The organism is Sulfurimonas sp. (assembly GCF_041583195.1).
In the GTDB taxonomy this organism is placed as follows: domain Bacteria; phylum Campylobacterota; class Campylobacteria; order Campylobacterales; family Sulfurimonadaceae; genus Sulfurimonas.
Genome location: NZ_JBFHGL010000018.1, coordinates 1 through 21,064 on the forward strand (window position 1 = coordinate 1; position 21,064 = coordinate 21,064).

Genomic DNA, 21,064 nt, shown 5'->3' on the forward strand with positions numbered 1-21,064 from the left:
AGAGAAATTGATTTTATGCTGATTGTAAACTTTTTTTAGATAAAATATCCAAAATTATTATATAAGGCTATATTTTATGGTTATGGATGTAACTCAAATTCAAAAAATAATCCCTCATCGTTTCCCTTTTTTACTTGTAGATAGAATCACTGAGCTAAATGTTAACGAAAACTTAGTAGGTTATAAAAACGTTAGTATCTCTGAACCTGTTTTCCAAGGTCACTTCCCGGGTCACCCAATTTATCCAGGTGTTATGATCTTAGAAGGTATGGCTCAAGCAGGTGGAATCTTAGCGTTTGAGAGTATGGATATGACTGAAGAGGAAGCTGCTAGAAAAGTAGTTTATTTTATGAGTATTGACAATGCAAAATTTAGAAATCCAGTTACACCTGGTGATAAACTAGAGTATCGTATCTCTATTATTAAACACAAAGGTGCTATTTGGATGTTAAGAGGTGAAGCTTTTGTTGACGATAAGCTTGTTTCAGAAGCTGATCTAAAAGCTATGATTGTAGATAAATAAAGGTTTTAAATATGAGTAAAATATCGCCTCAAGCGGTTATTGAAGATGGTGCTAAAATTGGAGAAAATGTAGAGATAGGTCCGTTTTGTTTTGTCTCTAATGAATCTACAATCGGTGATGGCACTACTATAGCTCAAGGTGCTTGTATCTACGGAAAAACTACGATCGGTAAAAACAACAGAATATTTTCTCATGCAGTAATAGGTTCAATTCCACAGGATCTAAAGTTTCACGGTGAGGATGTTGAACTTATTATAGGTGACAACAACACTATACGTGAATTTACACTTTTTAACCCTGGTACTGAGGGTGGTGGAAGAAAAACTGTTATAGGGAACAACAACTTATTTATGGGTTATGTTCACCTTGGTCATGATGTTATTATAGGTGACAACTGTATATTAGCAAATGCGGCAACACTAGCTGGACATGTTGAACTTGGAAACGGTGTAGTAATTGGTGGTATGACACCTGTTCATCAGTTTGTACATATTGGAGATTTTGCTATGGTTGGAGGTGCAAGTGCATTAAGCCAAGACGTACCGCCTTATTGTATGGCTGAGGGTAACCGTGCAACTCTACGCGGTCTTAACCTAACAGGTCTTAGACGCCATATAGAGAGAGACGATATAAATGAGTTAAAATCAGCTTACCGTGAACTTTTCGAGAGCGGAAAACCTTTGAAAGATGTAGCTCAGGAGTTATTAGATTCTACGCAAAATGATTTTGTTAAAAACATATGTAACTTTGCAATTGAGACAAAAAGGGGAATCCCTTATGAGAGAAAAATAAAATGATTGATAGACAATGTAGCTTCTGTGGAGCAAGTGAGGACGAACAAAATCCTATAATCTCAGGTAACGGTGTTCACATTTGTAAAAACTGTGTTATTTCAGCTTATAAAGTTATGTTTGGAGATGAAGCAAACTATTCAAATGAATCAAAAGAGCTTGTAGATGCAGTTACTAAACTTATGACACCAAAAGAGCTTGATAACTTTTTAGGTGATTACGTGATTGGTCAAGAGCGTGCACGTAAGCTGATAAGTGTAGCTGTATACAACCACTATAAACGTATTTTCAAAACTCATGAAGTTGAAGATGATGAAACTGAAATAGCAAAATCAAACGTACTTCTGATTGGACCGACAGGTAGCGGTAAAACTCTTATGGCTCAGACAATTGCGAGAGTTTTAAACGTGCCTATCGCTATAGCAGATGCAACAAGTTTAACTGAAGCCGGATATGTCGGTGAAGATGTTGAAAATATCTTAACTAAACTTATACAGGCAGCTGATGGGGATGTTGAAAAAGCTGAAAAAGGTATAGTTTTCATAGATGAAGTAGACAAGATCTCACGTATGAGCGAAAACCGTTCTATCACTCGTGACGTTAGTGGTGAAGGTGTTCAACAAGCTTTACTTAAAATCATCGAGGGTGCAGATGTTAACATACCACCAAAAGGTGGAAGAAAACATCCAAATCAAGAGTTTACAACTATAAACACTACAAATATTCTTTTTATCTGTGGCGGTGCTTTTGATGGACTAAATGACATACTAAAGAAAAAGCAAGGTAAGAATGTACTTGGTTTTGGTCAAGAGAAAAAATCTAAAACTGAACAAGAGACTACATATGAAATGGTTGAACCTGATGATCTTGTAGCTTATGGAGTTATTCCAGAACTTGTTGGACGTTTACCTATTATTGCTTCACTAAACGAGATTAGTGAAGACGATATGGTACGAATCTTAACAGAACCGAAGAATTCTTTAGTAAAACAATACAAAAAGCTTTTCTCAATTGACAATGTTGAGTTAAACTTCGAAGAGGATGCTTTAAGAGCAATTGCGGCAAAATCTATCAAACGCAAAACTGGTGCACGTGGTCTTCGCGCAATAATGGAAGAGAATATGATAGATATAATGTATGAGTTACCGGAATATAATGGATATGAGGTTTTAATAACCAAAGAGGTTATTGAAGATGGTGCACAACCAGTATATATAAAAAAGCAACAAAAAACAGCATAAGGGATAGATATGGTATTTAACAAGCTAGTAGGACTTTTTTCAAACGATTTATCAATAGATCTTGGTACTGCAAATACAATTGTAATTGCTAAGGGACGCGGAATTATTATTAATGAGCCATCAGTTGTGGCGGTAAAGACTGAAAAGTACGGTCAACAGCGTGTACTTGCAGTTGGTCATGAAGCAAAAGAGATGGTTGGTAAAACACCTGGAAATATCAGAGCTATTCGTCCTATGCGTGATGGAGTTATTGCAGACTTTGACATGACTGAGAAGATGATCCGTAAGTTTATTGAAAAAGCTCACGGAAGAAGTTCTTTAATCTCTCCTCGTATCATTATCTGTGTACCTTATGGTCTTACTCAGGTTGAGCGTAAAGCTGTTCGTGAGTCTGCTCTAAGTGCAGGTGCACGTGAAGTATTCTTGATCGAAGAGCCTATGGCGGCAGCAATTGGTGCCGGTGTTGAGATCCGTAACCCTCAAGGAAACTTGGTTGTTGATATCGGTGGTGGTACTACTGAGATCGGTGTTGTTTCTTTAGGTGGTCTTGTTTTATCAAAATCTATCCGTGTAGCAGGTGATAAAATCGATCAGGCTATTGTTAACTATATCCGTAAAAAATACAACCTTTTAATTGGTGAGCGTGTAGCTGAAGATATAAAAATCAATATTGGAACTGCTGTACCTTTAGAGACTGAGCTTGCTATGGTTACTAACGGTCGTGACCAAGTTGAAGGATTACTAAGCAGCGTTGAGTTAACTAGTGAAGATGCACGTGAAGCTATGCGTGAACCTTTACGCGAGATCGGTGAAGCACTTCGTGACGTACTAGAGCAAATGCCACCTGATTTAGCAGGAGATATCGTAAATCACGGTATTATTTTAACAGGTGGTGGTGCACTTATTCGTCAGCTTGATAAATTCTTATCTGACATCGTTAAAATCCCTGTATTTGTTGCAGACGAGCCACTGTTAGCAGTTGCGCGCGGAACTGGGCGTGCACTAGAAGAGATAGACCTACTACAAGAGCTTTTTGAGAATGAATAAAGAGCTACTTGGCTTTTTTTTAATATTTGTAGCACTCTTTGTGGGTGCTATGTACTATACAAACATAATCCAAGAACCATTTATATCGGCATTAAATTCAATAAAATCAACATACCACAACAGTGTTGAACATGCTTCAAAAAATATTAACAAACACTTTTTTCAAGCAGAACATATAGAAGAACTTGAAGAAAAACTAGAAAAGTTTGAAAATAACCACTTGGTTATGCAGCAACTGGCTTCAGAAGTAAATGATCTATATGAAGTAAATAAAACAGATTTAAAATCAAATCCTAAAGTAGAACTTGTACGTACTATATCATATCAAAGGTTTGGTGATCTAAATAGACTTTGGATAGATATGGATGATTTTAACTCATCTAAAGTTTATGGGCTTACATATAAAGAGCTTATAGCCGGAATAGTTGTAGCTCAAGGTGAGAAACCTCTTGCTATATTAAATAAAGATATAAAATGTACCTATGCCGTATATGTAGGTGAAAAAAAAGCTCCCGGTGTTGCACATGGGAATGATGATGAAAATATAGTTGTTGAATATATTCCATCATGGTTTAAAATAAACAAAGATGACCTTGTTATAACATCTGGACTTGATAATATATTTTTCAAAGGTTTAAAAGTTGGAACAGTACTCTCAATTAGTAAGAGTCAAGGCTACCAAAGTGCAGTTGTAAAGCCATTTTATAATTCCAATGAACCAAGTTATTTTCATCTTATCAAATCTGTTAGGTAATTATAAAAAATCATCTCATCATTTTTTAAGTGCTCTTTGGCTATAATCGCATAATTTATTATAGATTTCTTCAAAGGTAAAAGATGCCAAAACGCACCGACATAAATACTATTTTACTTATTGGTTCCGGTCCTATTGTTATTGGTCAAGCTTGTGAGTTTGACTATTCTGGAACTCAAGCAGTTAAAACTCTAAAAGAGTTAGGATACCGTGTAGTATTAATCAACTCAAACCCAGCTACTATTATGACTGATCCTGAGTTTGCAGACAGAACTTACATTGAGCCTATCAAAGAAGATGTTATAGCAAAAATCATCAAAGAGGAAAATGTAGATGCAATCCTTCCTACAATGGGTGGACAAACTGCACTAAATGTCGCAACTTCTATGTATGAAAAAGGGATGTTAGAAGGTGTTGAGTTCTTAGGAGCAAAGCCTGAAGCTATCCACAAAGGTGAAGATCGTTCAGCATTTAACGAAGCTATGGTTAAGATTGGTATGGATCTTCCAAAAAGTGCTAATGCATATAGTGTTGAAGAAGCAATAGAAGTAGCTAAAGAGATTGGTTTCCCTGTAATTTCACGTGCATCATTTACACTTGCCGGCGGCGGTAGTGGTGTTGCATACAATATGGAAGAATTTGAACAGTTAGCAGCTGCTGGTATAGAAGCTTCACCTGTAAATGAGATCGAGATCATGGAATCTATGCTTGGTTGGAAAGAATACGAGATGGAAGTTATTCGTGACCATGCCGATAACTGTATCATAGTATGTTCAATTGAGAACTTTGATCCTATGGGTGTTCATACAGGAGATTCTATCACTGTAGCACCAGCACTTACTCTAACAGATAAAGAGTACCAAAGAATGCGTGATGCATCTTTTGCAATTTTACGTGAAATCGGTGTTGATACTGGAGGAAGTAACGTTCAGTTTTCAATCAACCCTAAAGATGGTCGTATGATAGTTATTGAGATGAATCCTCGTGTATCACGTTCATCAGCGTTAGCTTCTAAAGCTACTGGTTATCCAATCGCAAAAGTTGCAACTCTATTAGCTGTTGGATTTACACTGGATGAGATTACAAATGACATTACAGGAACACCTGCCGCATTTGAGCCGGTAATAGATTATGTTGTAACAAAAATCCCGCGTTTTACATTTGAGAAATTCCCTGAAGCAATAAGCACATTAGGTACTTCAATGAAATCAGTTGGTGAAGTTATGGCTATTGGACGTACATTTAAAGAATCTATTCAAAAAGCGCTTTGTTCACTTGAGACTGGACTATGCGGTTTTGATCCACTTGATGTAGACGAAGAAACTCTAAAACATGAGATCCGCCGTCCAAATGCAGATCGCGCGCTTTATGTAGCTGAAGGTTTCCGTCGCGGTATGAGCATTGAAGAGATGTTTGACACTTGTGCAATTGATCCATGGTTTTTATACCAGTTAGAAGAGATCATTGAAGCTGAGAAGAATGTAACTAAAGACATTTTAACTGATGCAAATGCTATGCGTATTTTAAAAGCTGATGGATTTAGTGACAAACGTCTAGCTCAGCTTGTAGCACAAAACTCAAACACTGCATGTAGTGAAGAAGATATAAACAAAGCTAGAAAAGCTCTTGACATTGTAATGGAGTATAACGAAGTTGATACTTGTGCAGCAGAGTTTGAAGCACTTACTCCGTACCTTTATTCAACTACAAATATTACAAAACTTCCGGCTTCTAAAAGAGCATCTGATAAAAAGAAAGTTCTTATCATCGGTGGTGGACCAAATAGAATTGGACAAGGTATCGAGTTTGATTACTGTTGTGTTCATGCTGCCTTTGCTCTAAAAGAGATGGACATTGAAACTATTATGTACAACTGTAACCCTGAAACAGTTTCAACTGACTACGATACTTCAGACGTACTATACTTTGAACCAATTGACTTTGAACATGTTCGTGAAGTTATTGAGCAAGAAAATCCGGATGGTATCATCGTTCACTTTGGTGGACAGACTCCTCTTAAACTGGCAGACTCTCTTACTAAGATTGGTGCTAAGATCTCTGGTACACCTTCTGCAGTAATTGACTTGGCTGAAGATAGAGAGCAATTCTCTGACTTTGTAAACAAGCATGGTCTTAAACAACCTGCAAATGGACTGGCTAGTGCAAAAGAACAAGCTCCTGCAATTGCTGAAAAAATAGGTTATCCTGTTCTTGTTCGTCCGTCTTTCGTTCTTGGTGGACGCGGTATGAAAATAGTTTACTCAGAAGATGAGTTAAACGAATATATGGAACTGGCAATTTCTGTTTCAAATGAAGCTCCTGTTTTAATTGACAAGTTCTTGGATCAGGCAATTGAGCTTGATGTTGACTGTATATCTGATGGCACTGATGTATATATCGGTTCAGTAATGCAACATATTGAAGAAGCGGGAATTCACTCAGGTGATTCGGCATGTTCACTTCCTCCAATGAATTTAAGTGATGAGATGATCGCTAAAGTTGAAGCACAAACAAAAACTATAGCACTTGGTCTTGGTGTTCGCGGACTTATGAATGTTCAGTATGCTATTTATGAGGGTGAAATCTATCTGATCGAGGTTAATCCAAGAGCTAGCCGTACAGTTCCATTTGTATCTAAAGCTACAGGTATGCCATTAGCTAAAGTTGCTACACGTGTTATGATGGAAGAGTCTTTAAGAGATGCACTTAATTATTACGATAAATATAACATTGTAAAAGAGGATAACGGTGTACTGAAGCCTGAACTAAAAGGTCATGTATCTGTTAAAGAAGCGGTATTCCCTTTCCATAAATTAATAGGAGCTGATTTATCATTAAGTCCTGAGATGAAGTCAACTGGTGAAGTTATGGGTGTTAGTAAAAACTTTGGAATCAGCTTTGCAAAAGCTCAGCTAAGTGCAGGTAACAAGATCCCAACAGGCGGTACATGTTTCTTAAGTTTCGTAGATACTGATAAAGATAAGGCTGTTGAGATTGCACAAGGACTTGTACGTCACGGATTTAAACTTGTAGCTACTAAGGGTACTCAAAAAGTACTTGAGCAAAACAATGTAGAGTGTGAAGTTATTCTAAAAATCTCAGAGGGTCGCCCTAATATTGAAGACAGTATGAAAAATGATGAGATCGCTATGGCTATTAACACTTCTGATAATAACACGGCTAAAAAAGATGCAGTTGTAATTCGCCAAGAGGTACTTAAACGCTCTATACCTTACTTTACTACACTAAGTGCTGCACGTGCATTAATCCTTGCACTTGATGAGATGAAAGATGATTCATGGTCAGATGCAAAAGCAATACAAGACTTTCTAGTATAAAGAACAAAGTTATTTTAACTCAAGCCGACACTACAGTCGGCTTTATTTCACAAAACCACAACAGGCTCTCAGAGATAAAAGAGCGTCCAAACGCAAAACCTTTTATAAAAATATATAACTCATTCAGATCTATTCAAAGTAGAATACCTAAAAGTAAAAAGAATTTAGTCAGACGTGCTAACAAAACTACATTTATAGTTAAAAATAAAGCTTTTAGAGTAGACAAAACATACAAGAACTCTCAGCTTTTACGAGATTTAGAGTGGCACTACTCAACCAGTGCCAATGAAATTGGTAAAAGTTTTTGTAGAGAATTTTGTGAAGACAAAACTGATATAATTGTAGAAGATCAAAATGGTTTAAATGAACTTGCATCATCTAGACTGATAAAAATAAACAACACTAAGATAAAGGCTCTAAGATGACTAAAGCTTTAATGGCACTTCTGGTTGGTATGCTGATGACATTCATAGTTGATTTTTTTCTTTTTCTAGGAATTCAACTTCATTATATAGATCCTTATGAGATTAAAGTTTACTATAACGTGCTCTTTGCAGATCATCAAAACTTCGCATTTTATTTTTTATTTTCAGGTATTTTTGGTTTTATCGTTATATATATTGCCAATAAAAAGCTTACAGTTATAACAGTTATTAGTTTAACTATTTTGGCTATACTTCCTCTTTTTGAGCCAATCGGCAACTCTCTTGGAGAGATGATGTTTATGAAAAAAGGTGTCACATACAATGATAAACGTTTTAGTTTTTACGGTGACGTTTATTATGATGGAAGAGATGAAATAACGTTTTATGATTATGAACTTCAAAAAATAATTTTACTAAAAAAAAAGGATTTGAAATAATGAAGCATATATCTTCAATAGCTAGTGGAATTGCACTTGGAAGTGCAGGAGTAGCTATGATGAGTATACTTAGTGGATGTACACAACAACAAGAAGCTCAAAATAAATTTTTAGTTATAGAACAACAAGCAAATGGAAAATATCAAGTTGTTGAAGAGATGCCAACACAGAGTGAATCACGTGCTATTATTCGTGAGCGTGATGCTAATGGCAACATAACTGAGCGTTTTATGAGTGAAGCTGAGATGAAAGAACTTGCTGCACAGGAATACGCAAAAGTTCAAGACGGAACAAGTGAAACAATCCAAAGCGGAAGTGGCGATGCAGGAATGGGTCTAGCTGGGACTATTTTAGCTGTAGCTGCGGGAAGTCTTTTAGGAAATATGATCGGTAACGCACTGATGAATAACAAAAACTTTGCAAACCGTTCAGCGAATGTAAATAAAAGTGCATATTCTCGTTCAGCGGCTGCAAAATCTGCTTCTAAAAGTTCTACTAAAAAGAGTTTTTTTGGATCATCTGGTAGCTCAACATACGGTTCTAAGAGTTATAGCGGGTAAAAATGATTAAACTACAAAAATTAAACCCACTAAATGACTCTACTCTTGAAGAGTTAGGCTTTACATGGCATACTGACAGTGACGGTAGCAAATATGTTAACAATGAACTTGTAGTTATCACTCAAGACGAAGCTGAAGCATATTACGAGGCAGTAAATACTATATATGATATGTATGTAGAAGCTGCGGAGTATGTAATAGAGCATGATCTATTTTTTGAACTTGGAATTCCTTTTAATCTAGTTGATATGATTAAAAAGTCATGGGAGAACGATGTACACTGGCATATATATGGTCGCTTTGATTTAAGCGGAGGTATAGATGGAGAGCCAATTAAACTAATAGAGTTTAATGCAGACACTCCAACTGCACTTTTTGAGACTGCCCTACTTCAGTGGGCACTTTTAAAACAAAATAATATGGATGAAAATAAACAGTTTAACAATGTTTACGAGGCTATACAAAATAACTTTAAACGTCTGATTACTTTGTTTGATGATACAAATACGTTTGAAGAACACTATGATGATTGGAAAATACTTTTTTCTTCTGTTGAAGGTAACGATGAAGAGGAAGCTACAACAAGACTTCTTCAACAGATAGCTACAGATGCAGGTTTTAATACAGGATATGAATTTTTACACAATGTAACTTTTGATGAAAACGGTATATATGATGCAGAAGGTGTCGAGTATGAATACTGGTTTAAACTATATCCTTGGGAGGATATAGCTCATGATGAACCAGAACTTGCGACTACACTAAATACTATTATGCAAAATCAGAAAGCAATCATACTAAACCCTGCATATACTTTACTTTTTCAATCAAAAGGTATGTTAAAAATTTTATATGATCTGTTTCCTGATTCACCTTACCTACTTCGTACTTCAGATCAACCTCTTGAGGGTATAAAATATGTTGAAAAAACTATGTTTGGACGTGAAGGTGCAAATACTAAGATCGTAGATGCTAATGGAAATGTTGAAGTTCAAATAGATGGTCCATATGATAACTATAAAAAAACTTATCAAGAGTATATAGAATTTCCTAAAGATGAAAGTGGCAAAAAATATCAAGCTGGAGTATTTTTTGCATATGAAGCTTGTGGACTAAGCTTCCGTAAAGGCGGAGAAATTTTAGATAATATGTCTAAGTTTGTGGGGCATGTTATAGAATAGATTTAAATCTACCCTACTTTTTCTTACTCTTTAAAACTTCTTACAAACTCTATAAAGATAACTAAAAAGATTGATAAAATAAAACCTGTTATAAAAGCTAAAATTACAATAAGTTTTTTCTTTGGTTTATTTACTGGTTTATTGCCAATTACAATATCGCCTACTTTTTTTGTAGGTGTATATTTTTCATATACTTTAGTTTTTTCACTGTGTCTATTAATTATAAATTGATATGCTTTTTCTAAAGTACTTTTAATTTTTTCTTTATCTTGGTCTTGGGAAATTAACTCTATTAAACTTGTTGTTCTTTTTGGAGTGCTTGCATATATTTTATGTTTATTTAGCTTAGCGTTTATAACTTCTTCTAAATTTTTAGATTTATCAATTAATTCTGCATCATTATCAGCATTAAATACTTCACCTATTTCAACTAATAACTTACCTTTATATATAGGCTTATATGGTTTAAAAACAACATATAAAACACTTGCTAACGTAAACACTAAAGTAAAAATAACAATAACTTTTTTATATTTTAGAATTGTTTTAAATAGTTCTTTTAACTCATTATCATCTTTTTGTATAAATTGTTTTTCTTGCATTATATTCCTACTACATATTTTTGTTGTGATTAAATTCTGGTACTATTTTTTTTAATTTTGATAATTTATCTTCTGAATTTAAAAGACACATTATATCTTCATTTAACTTATCTATATCATAAAATGTAGGTTTTGCGACAGTAATAGAATCATAATCGGTCTTACAATCACTATCATCTATAAGCAACTCTTCATAAAGTTTTTCTCCAGGACGAAGACCAGTAAACTCTATATTAATATCATTTCGTCCACTAAGTTCTATCATTTTACTAGCAAGATCAACTATTTTAATAGGTTTACCCATATCAAGTATAAATATCTCTCCACCTTGGCCTAAACTAGCTGCTTGAAGTACAAGCTCACAAGCTTCTGGAATTAACATAAAATATCGTGTAATATCTGGATGAGTTACTGTTATATTTTTACCATCTTCAATCTGTTTTTTAAACTTTGGTATAACACTTCCACTTGAGCCTAGCACATTACCAAAACGAACTGCTACTATATCAGTTCCATTTCCATTAGAATTTTGAGCATAAAGTTCACATATACGTTTAGTTGTACCCATAACATTAGTAGGACGTACAGCTTTATCTGTAGAAATCAAAACAAATTTTTTCACATGATGTTTAATAGAACAATCTATAGTATTTTTTGTTCCTATAATATTATTTACTATACCTTCTTGTATATTATGTTCAACTAGTGGTACATGCTTATATGCTGCTGCATGTATAACAATGTCAGGTCTATAAGTCTCGAAAGTTTTATCAAGTGAATTTTTATCTACAACGGACTGCATGACAGGAATTACATCAATACTATCAAGTTCTTGTTCTATAGTATAAAGATTATACTCACTATGATCAACTAATATCAGTTTTTTAGCTCCAAAGATCTGGCATTGTCTACATATTTCACTACCTATACTACCACCGGCACCTGTTACAAGAACTGTTTTATTTTTTATAAAAGAAGATATTTTTTCTTTATCTAAATCTTTTGGATGTCTTGCTAAAAGATCTTCTACTGAAATATCTTTTAACTGTGTTTTAAAATTTTTATCTTTTAAAATTTTTTCTATTGATGGAAGAATTTGAATCTCTTTAAAATAAGAATACAAGTTATCATAAGCCGTTTTAATTTCTTCACTAGAGGCACTTGGTATTGCTATTACAAGTAAATCAAATTTTTTATCACACATCTTTTCTTTAAACTCATTAGGTGATAATATGCGTATAGCATCAATACTTCTACCTTGAATAATCTCATCATCATCAATGAAATACTTTATTTTATATTCAGAGTTTCTAAATTCTTCTTCAAGCTTTATACCTGCTTTACCTGCACCGTAAATTACAACATTTTTAGTTTTTTGTATTTTGCTTCTATTTATATAATAATAATATAAATACATAATAAAATTTATTATAAAAAGATATAAAAATAGCTCACTGGCTAAAAATGCAAACCTTATTTCTCCATGAAAATATGGAGCATAAAATAAAAAAGGAACTATATATACAATGCTTTTCATTATAAAAGTTTTTTGAGTAGCTTTTGACCAGGAAAGTGAATAATCTTTAAAAACAAGAGTAGAAGATATTATGCGGAATATTAAAATAACCAGTACTAATTTATAATCAAATTCTATATGAAAAATAAAAAAAGTCCACCAAAAAGTAATAAAAGTTAAACCTATAATTACTAAATAGTTTAATATTCTTTTATCTATAAAATTCACTAGATTACCTTCAATGTTTTAAATATTAATTTCAGATCATTAATAAATGAAATATCATCAATATACTTATTATAAAGATTTATTTTTTCAGGTAGTACTATATCAATATATGCCTTTTCCTTATCTTTATATTGTTCCATAATAATTTCTTCATCTCTATATTCAATAGCAGCATTATCCGTAATACCTGGTTTAACACTCAAAACCTTTTTATATTCTACTTCTTTTTCTTTAACAAATTTCATAACTTCAGGTCTAGGACCAACAAGTGACATATCACCTTTTATTACATTAATAAGTTGGGGAAGTTCATCAATTTTTGTTCTTCTTATAAATTTTCCAACTTTTGTTATTCTTGGATCATCTCCACTTGTTACACTTGGTCCAACTTTATCTGCATCTACTACCATAGATCTAAACTTATACAAATTAAATTCTTTAAAATCTTTTCCTACCCTTTTCTGTACATAAAAAAGAGGTCCCTTAGAACTTAACTTTATCCATATAATTACAACTACAATAAATGGTAAAAGCAATACAAAACCTACTGATGAAGCTAAAATATCAAATAATCTTTTACCAAATACTTTATACATTATTCACCAACAACTTTTTTTACTTTAGCTATTACAAAATCAACTTCTTCATCATTCATATCAGGATATATTGGTAGTGAAAGAGAACATTGAAATACTTTATTTGCGACAGGATAATCTTCATCCTTAAATTCATATTTATTTTTATAATATGGATGCTTATGAATAGGTATAAAATGAACACTACATCCAACACCATTTTCTTTAAGTTTTTCTATCACCTCATCCCTGTTTTCTATATTAATTACATATAAATGCCAAGATGTTTCTCTATCATTTTTTATAAAAGGTGTTTTAATATTTATACAGTTTTCAAATGCTCTATTATATTTTTTAGCAATTTCAGCTCTTTTATCTCTTAACATATTTTGTTTTTTTAATTGTACAAGCCCAAGTGAAGCATTTATATCCGTAGTGTTATATTTACATCCATTATCAACTACTTCATAATACCAAGAACCTTTAGTAGTATATCTATCCCAAGCATCACGACTGATTCCATGAAGTCTATTGATCTTCATATTTTTGGCATAAGTACTATTGCTCGTGGTAGCCATACCACCTTCACCTGTACTTAATGTTTTTGTAGCATAAAAACTAAAACAAGTTATATCTGTACCACTAAGACTACCTATTTTAGTGCCTTTGTAGCTGCTTGGTATTGCATGTGCTGCATCCTCTATAACTTTTAAATTATACTTTTGCGCTATAGCATATATCTCATCCATATCACATGGTTGTCCAGAAAAGTGAACTGGAATAATAGCTCTAGTTTTATTAGTAATTAAACTTTCTATTTTAGATACATCAATATTATAAGTATCTTCTTCAATATCACACAAAACTGGATAAGCATCAAAATAAGTTACAACCTCAGCCGTTGCAACAAATGTATTTGTAGGAATAATAACTTCATCTCCTCTTCCTAGTCCTATTGCTTTAAGTGCCAAGTGAAGGGCTGCAGTGGCACTATTCATACTTACAGCTTCATTTGAACCTATATACTCTTTAAATTTATTTTCAAATTCTACTGTTCTTGGTCCCATAGTAAGCCAACCAGACTTAATAGCTTCTATCATAGAGTTTATTTCTTCTTCTGTTGTATGTGTTTTATGAAATGGTATTTGCATTTTTTATCCTGTTAAATTTTATACCCTAATTTTGTCAAAGTATCTTTTTCAATCAATTCAATTTTATCAATCTCTGTTTTTTCTAAATTAGTCCATTTATTCATATTCTTACTTCTTATATTTTTGTCACAGTAATCAAATAATTTTTCAGAGTCTTGAATATTGATAAAGTCTACTAATTTTTTAACTTCATCATTAGTAGATGACAGTAAGTCTTCATATTTTATATTAATGTATTCTTCACCTTCTTTAAGCTTTGAAAGTGATTTTAATGTTGATTCTACTGATTTTTTCCACTGTAAAGAACATAGTTCTAATAATGAATATTTATCTTTATCAATATCTATTCCATTATATATAGGGCCCCAACTTTCAACTGATGAAGATTTAGTTGAAAAAATATGTTTAACATTTATTTTTATATAATTTAATAAGTATGGCATTACGGCTAATAATGGTAAGTCCAAGAGCTTTTTAAAAATATCTTTTTTTGATTGTTGCTCTTTATCAAATAAATTTCCTTCCCATCTGTCCTTAGCACTTAATGCGACATCTCTACCATCTCTATATAAATGAATTATTTTTGCATCAGGAAATATTTTTTTTATGAAGTCAACTCTGAGACAATTCGATACAGTTTTTTCTACTATAATTGGGCTTTTGGTCTTTTGTTGTTGTTTGTCAATATAGTTTTTTATAAATTTTTTTTCTTTTTCACTTAATTCTATATCATTTAATTCATCATGTGGGACATTATAATTTCCATATTTCCAAATATAATTCATATCATATGGTATAACTGAAATGTTTTCAGACTGCTCAAGTATTGTTCTTACAAGTTTTGTACCAGATCTAGCAGCACCTATTAAAAAAACTAATTTATATTTATCTTTCAAAAAAATCCTTTTTATATATCTTTAAAAATACTAATTAACTTTTTTTTAAAAATGTTTTTAGAAAAATTTTTATTAAATACTTTCTTTATTTTTTCTCTATCAAAGTTTATATTATTACTTGTTATATTTTTATAAATATCATAAATTTTTTCACTATCATTATACTCCACAAATATGCCAAGGTTGTTTTCATTTATAAAACTTTCTAATTCACTACCATTATCAGCTACTACTAATATTGGTGTTCCTTCTGATAAATAGGTCATTACTTTACTTGGATAAGCATAATTTATTATTTTTTTCTCTAAACTGACAATACCCATATCAGCTTCAGAAATAATTTTTCTTGCTTTTTCAATTGATACATGAGGAATAAATTTTATATTACTTATACTACTTGATAGTTTTTTTAACTTTTCTAATCGATTACCTTCTCCAACAAATACTAGTTCAAAATTGTCAATTTCTTTTTTAGCTTTTAAAGATTCTATAAAAACTTCAAGTCCCTGAAACTTACCTATATTACCCGTATATACAATACGTTTTTTAGTTTTATCTTGAAAATAATCCTTGTCAAATATTTTCTTAGAGTTTACATCATAATTATTAATTATTTCGATTTTATCACTTAATTGTTTATTTCGATTTAATAAAGAATTTTTCATATCTTCTGATAAAACTATTATCTTAGATGCTACTTTACATGAAAAAAGATCCATTCTTTTTAATAGATGATATATATATTTATTTTTGAATTCACCAGATATATTTCCTATTTCTGGATGTATATCCATAAAATGATATATAAGCGCAACTTTTTTTATCTTTGCAATTACAGCAACAACAAATGCTAATACTACAGGTGGTGTTGTAGCAACAGTCATTACATCATATCTTCTCTTAAATAATAAAAAAAAGAATACAACAGTGGGAAACCAAATAAAGTTAAATAAATTTCTTATTTTTTTATTTTTGAATTTAAAAACTGGTAATCTATATGTTTTTGAACCATCATCATGAATAGATATAAATTTTTCATTTTTTTTAAAGTCTACATTCTTATATGATGGCTGACTAGAAAGAACATCTACATGATATCCTTCTGCTTTTAATATTTCCCTCATATCGTCTAAAATAACAGCATAAGGAGGGGAATCAGGGTAAAAAAACCTATGAACTAAAAGTATGTTTTTTTTATCATTCATATGTTTATTGTTTTTTCCAAACTGTCTTATTTACATAATCAGTATATGATAGAATTATTCTTAGTACCTTATCTGACACATTTGGCATGCTATAGTCACTAACAAGTCTTAAATCATCTGTTGTTTGAGTTTTTAATATCTCCAAGCCTTGTAAAATTCTTTCTTTCCCTAGACCAACCATCATAACGCTTGCTTCTTCCATTGCTTCAGGTCTTTCGTGAGCTTCTCTTATGTTAAGTGCAGGAAATTTCAATATTGATGATTCCTCACTTATTGTTCCACTATCACTAAGTACAGCTTTTGCCTCTTTTTGCAATTTCACGTAATCATTAAATCCTAGTGGCTTCATTAAAGAAACTAATGAGTCAAACTCTACATTTAATTCATTTATTTTGTTTCTAGTACGAGGGTGAGTTGAAACTATGATAGGCAATTTATATATCTCAGCTATACTATTTAAAGTATTTACTAAATCAAGAAAGTTTTTATCTGAACTTATATTTTCCTCTCTATGAGCGGATACTACAAAATATTCATTCTGTTTTAGTTCTAATTCATTTAATATATTGGAGCTGTCAATATCTTCTATCTTGCTAGACACTACTTCAAACATTGGGCTACCAGTTTTAATAATTCTATCTGCGGGTAACCCCTCTCTTAAAAGATATTCTCTTGCAATATCACTATATGTAAGGTTTATATCAGCCGTATGGTCAACTATCTTTCTATTTGTTTCTTCTGGAACTCTCTGATCAAAACATCTATTACCAGCTTCCATATGAAAAATAGGTATTTTTCTTTTTTTTGCAGGTATTGCACAAAGACAACTATTTGTATCACCTAGTATAAGTACAGCCTCAGGGTTTTCTTTTTCCAATACAGGTTCAATTGCTATGAAAATCTTACCAATTGTTTCACTAGGAGCACCTGCTGCAGCATTTAAAAAGTAATCAGGTTTTCGTAAATTAAAATCATTAAAAAAAACTTCATTGAGCTCATAGTCATAGTTCTGTCCAGTATGTACAAGAATATGCTCAATGGCATCAGACTCTTCAAGTTTCTTTATAACTGCAGACAACCTAATTATTTCAGGTCTTGTACCAACTATTGTCATAACTTTTAATTTTTTTATCATTTTAAACCTCTAAAAAATATGTATCTGGATTGTCTCTATCAAATGCTTCATTAGCCCAAAGTAATAGTATCATCTCTTCTGTTCCGGTATTTTTAATATTATGAGTATACCCGGGAATCATTTCTATAACTTCCATTTTTTTATCACTGACATTGTATGAAATTTTTTCACCTGTCACAATGTGTCTGTATTCCAGTAAAGCTTCACCCTTTACTACTAAAAACTTCTCATTTTTTGTATGATGATAATGATTTCCTCTAGTTATACCAGGTGCTGTAGTTGATAAGGAAAATTGACCACTATCTAGAGTTTTTAAGATCTCATAGAATGTCCCTCTTTCATCTTCATGACCTTGTAAAGTATATGAAAAATTATCTGTAGATAAATAACTAAGATATGTAGCATAAAGTGCTCTCTCAAAGCCAGAAGCAACATTAGGAATAACTAAATTTGTTCTATTGTCTTTAAAACTATAAAGAAGTTCCTGTATTTGACCTAGTGTTTTTATATAAACTGTATCTATGTCAAAATATACCTGTTCACTTTTAAAGTTTAGTTTTTCTATAAAAGATTTTACAACATCATCTACATAAACAAGATTTAGTTCAGTAATACTGTTATTAACTTGTATATCTAAATTATTTGCTATATTGTAGCACCATGTAGAAATAACACTATTATAATTTGGTTTTGACCACTTTCCGAACACATTTGGCAGCCTATATATAAATATATTTGCGCCTGTATCTTGAGCATACTGTTGAAGTACTTTTTCTGCTTCTAACTTACTTTTTCCATAATCATTCTCAAGTGAAGTTTGAGTTGAAGATGTTATCAATATAGGAATATTTTTCTTCTCTTCTCTCAATACTTCTGTAATTTTTTTTGTAAAATTACTGTTACCTGTATAGAATTCTTCTATATCTTTTGGTCTATTTACACCAGCTAAATGAAATACAAAATCAACCTCTCTTAGATATGCATCTAAAATTGTCTCTGAATCTTCTTTTGAGAATAGATAAAGTTTATGTGACTCATCTCTTTCTAAATGAGTTATTAAATTTTTAGCGATAAAACCATTACTTCCTGTAATTAAAATTTTCATTTACACAATTCCAAAAGCTTTTAACTGTGGCTTAATCTCTCTAAGTTTTAAAAGCATATCTTTTAACTGTTCTTCACTCAATTGAGTTGTATTGTGGGAATGATATTCGTGAGCTTGTGTAATTACTTCTTCCCCATCATTAAAAAATTTATCATAATTTAAATCTCTAGTATCTGCCGGAATTCTATAGTATTCGTCCATGTCAACTGCATGAACCATTTCTTCTCTTGTTAAAAGTGTTTCATATAGTTTTTCACTATGCCTTGTCCCTATAACATTCACTTTATGTTCAGGTTTACCAACCATATTTTTTAAAGTATCTGCTAAAAGTCCTACTGTTGCTGCAGGTGCTTTTTGTACAAATATATCACCGGTTTTTCCATTTTCAAAAGCAAAAAGAACAAGTTCAACAGCATCGTCTAAACTCATCATAAATCTAGTCATATTAGGATCCGTAATAGTCAATGGTTTCCCTTCTTTGATCTGATCTAAAAATAATGGTATAACAGAACCTCTACTAGCCATAACATTACCATACCTAGTACACGCTATCATAGTTTGAGAATCATCTATATTTCTTGACTTAGCTACTGCAACCCTTTCCATCATAGCCTTACTAACACCCATAGCATTTATAGGGTATACTGCCTTGTCTGTGCTTAAGACTATCACCTTTTTTACATTTGCATTAATAGATACATTAAGTACATTCTCAGTACCAATTACATTTGTTTCCACTGCCTGCATAGGATAAAACTCACATGATGGAACTTGTTTTAATGCAGCTGCATGGAAAACATAATCTACCCCTCTCATAGCATCAACTATAGAGTTTACATCTCTAACATCACCGATATAAAATTTCAACTTTGGATTGTTGTATTGTTTCCTCATATCATCTTGTTTTTTCTCATCTCTAGAAAAAATTCTAATCTCTTTTATATCAGTATCTAAGAATCTCCTTAAAACTGCATTTCCAAATGAACCTGTACCACCTGTTATTAATAAAATTTTATTTTGAAACACTACCTACCCTTATTTTCCTATAATATTACAACTACTATTAGTTTCTAAAGCTAAATCTTTGACTATTAGCTCAGTTATATTTGATTTGAAATGAATACCATCTGAATAATTATTTATATTATATTTAATTTCATCATTAGAATTAAAATCATAAATTGTTCCCAATTTTCTTAACTCATTCATCATTTTATCATATTTCAACCTTAAGTTGTATTCATCTATTTTTTTATCGAATTCAATATAATTTGGTGGAATAAAAAAAACTAAATTTATATTGTTTTTTTTGCAATATTCAGACATCAGATTCAATCTTTCAAGCTCTTTAACCGGAAATATATAAGATGAATACCTTCTTTTGGCTGCATAATCAATAGTTTTACTAACATCATATTTTTTAGTACTCTTTTTAGTCCTATGATCAGATGAAAAAATTTTCTTCACAGATTTTTTTAATATATAAAATGATGTTAAATATCTGAAATTACTCTCAACCAATGGAAGTACTTTTTTTACTTCATTTCTCAAGTATGACTCATTAAAAATATCTAAAGTTATTCCTACTATAACTTTATCGGTACTATATAAACTGTTATTTTTAAGAAAAAAATTAAAAGTATCTATAATTTCATATATACTACCCCCTCCATATGCCATATTTGATATATCTATATTATATTTTAAAAAAAAGTTTTCGCTCAAAGAATCACTACGACTTCCACCTAAAATAATTACTTTACTATTTTTTTTACGAAAATCTATCAATTTTGCAATTCTTCTATCAGTATTAACTGAAAACTTTTGTTTATTATATTCAGTATTGAACTTATTAAAAGGATCCATTAAATAATTGACAATAATAATTGATATATATATACAACTTACAATTAACAAGTTAACAACTATATATTTTTTCATTTCTTTTCCTAAAAATTAAAGTAAATAAATTCACTTATATTTGATAAATTAAGAATAGCATATGTAAAAATTAATATAAAAAACACTCTATTATATAAAGTAAATTTATGATTTTTTAACAAATAATTTGAATTATTCATCATCAATAAAATAGATGCACCTATTAAATACAATATCATATTAATTTCTATTGCTATATTTGGCCAACCTTTAAAATCAAACCCATAAATAGTTAGAAATGACAATATATTTTCCAATTTTGGGTGCAAACTAATCCCACTCATGCCAAACATAGCTTTTAAAACTTTAATAGCATCATCCCACTCTTTAGCTCTAAAAAATACCCATGCTATATTTACAAAGTTAAATGTTATAAACCATGCCAATGCAGCATTCATTGTAAATCCGAAGCT

The 21,064-nt window shown here is 31.5% G+C and carries 21 protein-coding genes; 10 read left to right on the forward strand and 11 right to left on the reverse strand.

Features of this window, described 5'->3' with window-relative positions; genetic code table 11:
• Positions 1-76 precede the first annotated feature (76 nt).
• From fabZ to ABZA65_RS11910, 10 genes are all read left to right on the forward strand, one after another.
• Positions 77-523: a 3-hydroxyacyl-ACP dehydratase FabZ gene (gene fabZ / locus ABZA65_RS11865; RefSeq protein WP_373073919.1), complete on the forward strand. Its 447-nt coding sequence runs from the start codon at positions 77-79 to the stop codon at positions 521-523.
• Between the two features lie 11 nt (positions 524-534).
• Positions 535-1,320, forward strand: a complete 786-nt coding sequence (gene lpxA / locus ABZA65_RS11870) for an acyl-ACP--UDP-N-acetylglucosamine O-acyltransferase (protein WP_373073921.1) — start codon at positions 535-537, stop codon at positions 1,318-1,320.
• A complete protein-coding gene (gene clpX / locus ABZA65_RS11875) occupies positions 1,317-2,555 on the forward strand; it encodes an ATP-dependent Clp protease ATP-binding subunit ClpX (protein ID WP_373073923.1) in 1,239 nt (412 codons plus the stop codon). Before lpxA ends, clpX begins: the two co-directional genes overlap by 4 nt.
• Before the next feature lie 9 nt (positions 2,556-2,564).
• Positions 2,565-3,602 (forward strand): rod shape-determining protein, encoded by a 1,038-nt coding sequence (locus ABZA65_RS11880; protein WP_373073925.1) that lies wholly within the window; start codon positions 2,565-2,567, stop codon positions 3,600-3,602.
• Positions 3,595-4,356 (forward strand): rod shape-determining protein MreC, encoded by a 762-nt coding sequence (gene mreC / locus ABZA65_RS11885; protein WP_373073927.1) that lies wholly within the window; start codon positions 3,595-3,597, stop codon positions 4,354-4,356. The genes ABZA65_RS11880 and mreC overlap by 8 nt, the downstream gene beginning before the upstream one ends.
• Before the next feature lie 83 nt (positions 4,357-4,439).
• Positions 4,440-7,694 carry a carbamoyl-phosphate synthase large subunit gene (gene carB / locus ABZA65_RS11890; protein ID WP_373073929.1) on the forward strand — a complete coding sequence of 1,085 codons (3,255 nt, stop codon included), beginning with the start codon at positions 4,440-4,442 and terminating at the stop codon, positions 7,692-7,694.
• Positions 7,655-8,119 carry a hypothetical protein gene (locus tag ABZA65_RS11895; protein ID WP_373073931.1) on the forward strand — a complete coding sequence of 155 codons (465 nt, stop codon included), beginning with the start codon at positions 7,655-7,657 and terminating at the stop codon, positions 8,117-8,119. Before carB ends, ABZA65_RS11895 begins: the two co-directional genes overlap by 40 nt.
• Positions 8,116-8,556 carry a hypothetical protein gene (locus ABZA65_RS11900; protein WP_373073933.1) on the forward strand — a complete coding sequence of 147 codons (441 nt, stop codon included), beginning with the start codon at positions 8,116-8,118 and terminating at the stop codon, positions 8,554-8,556. Before ABZA65_RS11895 ends, ABZA65_RS11900 begins: the two co-directional genes overlap by 4 nt.
• The gene (locus tag ABZA65_RS11905; protein ID WP_373073935.1) at positions 8,556-9,116 is read left to right on the forward strand and encodes a hypothetical protein; all 561 of its coding nucleotides are present in this window, start codon (positions 8,556-8,558) and stop codon (positions 9,114-9,116) included. Before ABZA65_RS11900 ends, ABZA65_RS11905 begins: the two co-directional genes overlap by 1 nt.
• 2 nt (positions 9,117-9,118) lie before the next feature.
• Positions 9,119-10,297 (forward strand): glutathionylspermidine synthase family protein, encoded by a 1,179-nt coding sequence (locus tag ABZA65_RS11910; protein ID WP_373073937.1) that lies wholly within the window; start codon positions 9,119-9,121, stop codon positions 10,295-10,297.
• Positions 10,298-10,320: 23 nt separating this feature from the next.
• Here ABZA65_RS11910 and ABZA65_RS11915 read toward each other — a convergent pair whose 3' ends face one another.
• From ABZA65_RS11915 to ABZA65_RS11965, 11 genes are all read right to left on the reverse strand, one after another.
• The gene (locus ABZA65_RS11915; RefSeq protein ID WP_373073939.1) at positions 10,321-10,899 is read right to left on the reverse strand and encodes a Wzz/FepE/Etk N-terminal domain-containing protein; all 579 of its coding nucleotides are present in this window, start codon (positions 10,897-10,899) and stop codon (positions 10,321-10,323) included.
• A gap of 10 nt (positions 10,900-10,909) precedes the next feature.
• Positions 10,910-12,316: a polysaccharide biosynthesis protein gene (locus ABZA65_RS11920; RefSeq protein ID WP_373073941.1), complete on the reverse strand. Its 1,407-nt coding sequence runs from the start codon at positions 12,314-12,316 to the stop codon at positions 10,910-10,912.
• Positions 12,317-12,642: 326 nt separating this feature from the next.
• Complete coding sequence (locus ABZA65_RS11925; RefSeq protein WP_373073943.1) at positions 12,643-13,239, reverse strand: sugar transferase; 597 nt, start codon at positions 13,237-13,239, stop codon at positions 12,643-12,645.
• Entirely contained in the window at positions 13,239-14,369 is a 1,131-nt protein-coding gene (locus ABZA65_RS11930) for a DegT/DnrJ/EryC1/StrS family aminotransferase (RefSeq protein WP_373073945.1), read from the reverse strand. The genes ABZA65_RS11925 and ABZA65_RS11930 overlap by 1 nt, the downstream gene beginning before the upstream one ends.
• An 11-nt stretch (positions 14,370-14,380) precedes the next feature.
• Positions 14,381-15,265, reverse strand: a complete 885-nt coding sequence (locus ABZA65_RS11935) for a sulfotransferase (RefSeq protein ID WP_373073947.1) — start codon at positions 15,263-15,265, stop codon at positions 14,381-14,383.
• 11 nt (positions 15,266-15,276) lie between these two features.
• The gene (locus ABZA65_RS11940; RefSeq protein ID WP_373073949.1) at positions 15,277-16,470 is read right to left on the reverse strand and encodes a glycosyltransferase family 4 protein; all 1,194 of its coding nucleotides are present in this window, start codon (positions 16,468-16,470) and stop codon (positions 15,277-15,279) included.
• Between the two features lie 4 nt (positions 16,471-16,474).
• Positions 16,475-17,605 carry a non-hydrolyzing UDP-N-acetylglucosamine 2-epimerase gene (gene wecB, locus ABZA65_RS11945; protein WP_373073951.1) on the reverse strand — a complete coding sequence of 377 codons (1,131 nt, stop codon included), beginning with the start codon at positions 17,603-17,605 and terminating at the stop codon, positions 16,475-16,477.
• Between the two features lies 1 nt (position 17,606).
• Entirely contained in the window at positions 17,607-18,710 is a 1,104-nt protein-coding gene (locus ABZA65_RS11950; protein WP_373073953.1) for an NAD-dependent epimerase/dehydratase family protein, read from the reverse strand.
• Positions 18,711-19,736, reverse strand: a complete 1,026-nt coding sequence (locus tag ABZA65_RS11955; RefSeq protein WP_373073955.1) for a polysaccharide biosynthesis protein — start codon at positions 19,734-19,736, stop codon at positions 18,711-18,713.
• A 9-nt stretch (positions 19,737-19,745) separates the two neighbouring features.
• Positions 19,746-20,651 carry a hypothetical protein gene (locus ABZA65_RS11960; RefSeq protein ID WP_373073957.1) on the reverse strand — a complete coding sequence of 302 codons (906 nt, stop codon included), beginning with the start codon at positions 20,649-20,651 and terminating at the stop codon, positions 19,746-19,748.
• 8 nt (positions 20,652-20,659) lie between these two features.
• Entirely contained in the window at positions 20,660-21,049 is a 390-nt protein-coding gene (locus ABZA65_RS11965; RefSeq protein ID WP_373073959.1) for a hypothetical protein, read from the reverse strand.
• Between the last annotated feature and the right edge of the window lie 15 nt (positions 21,050-21,064).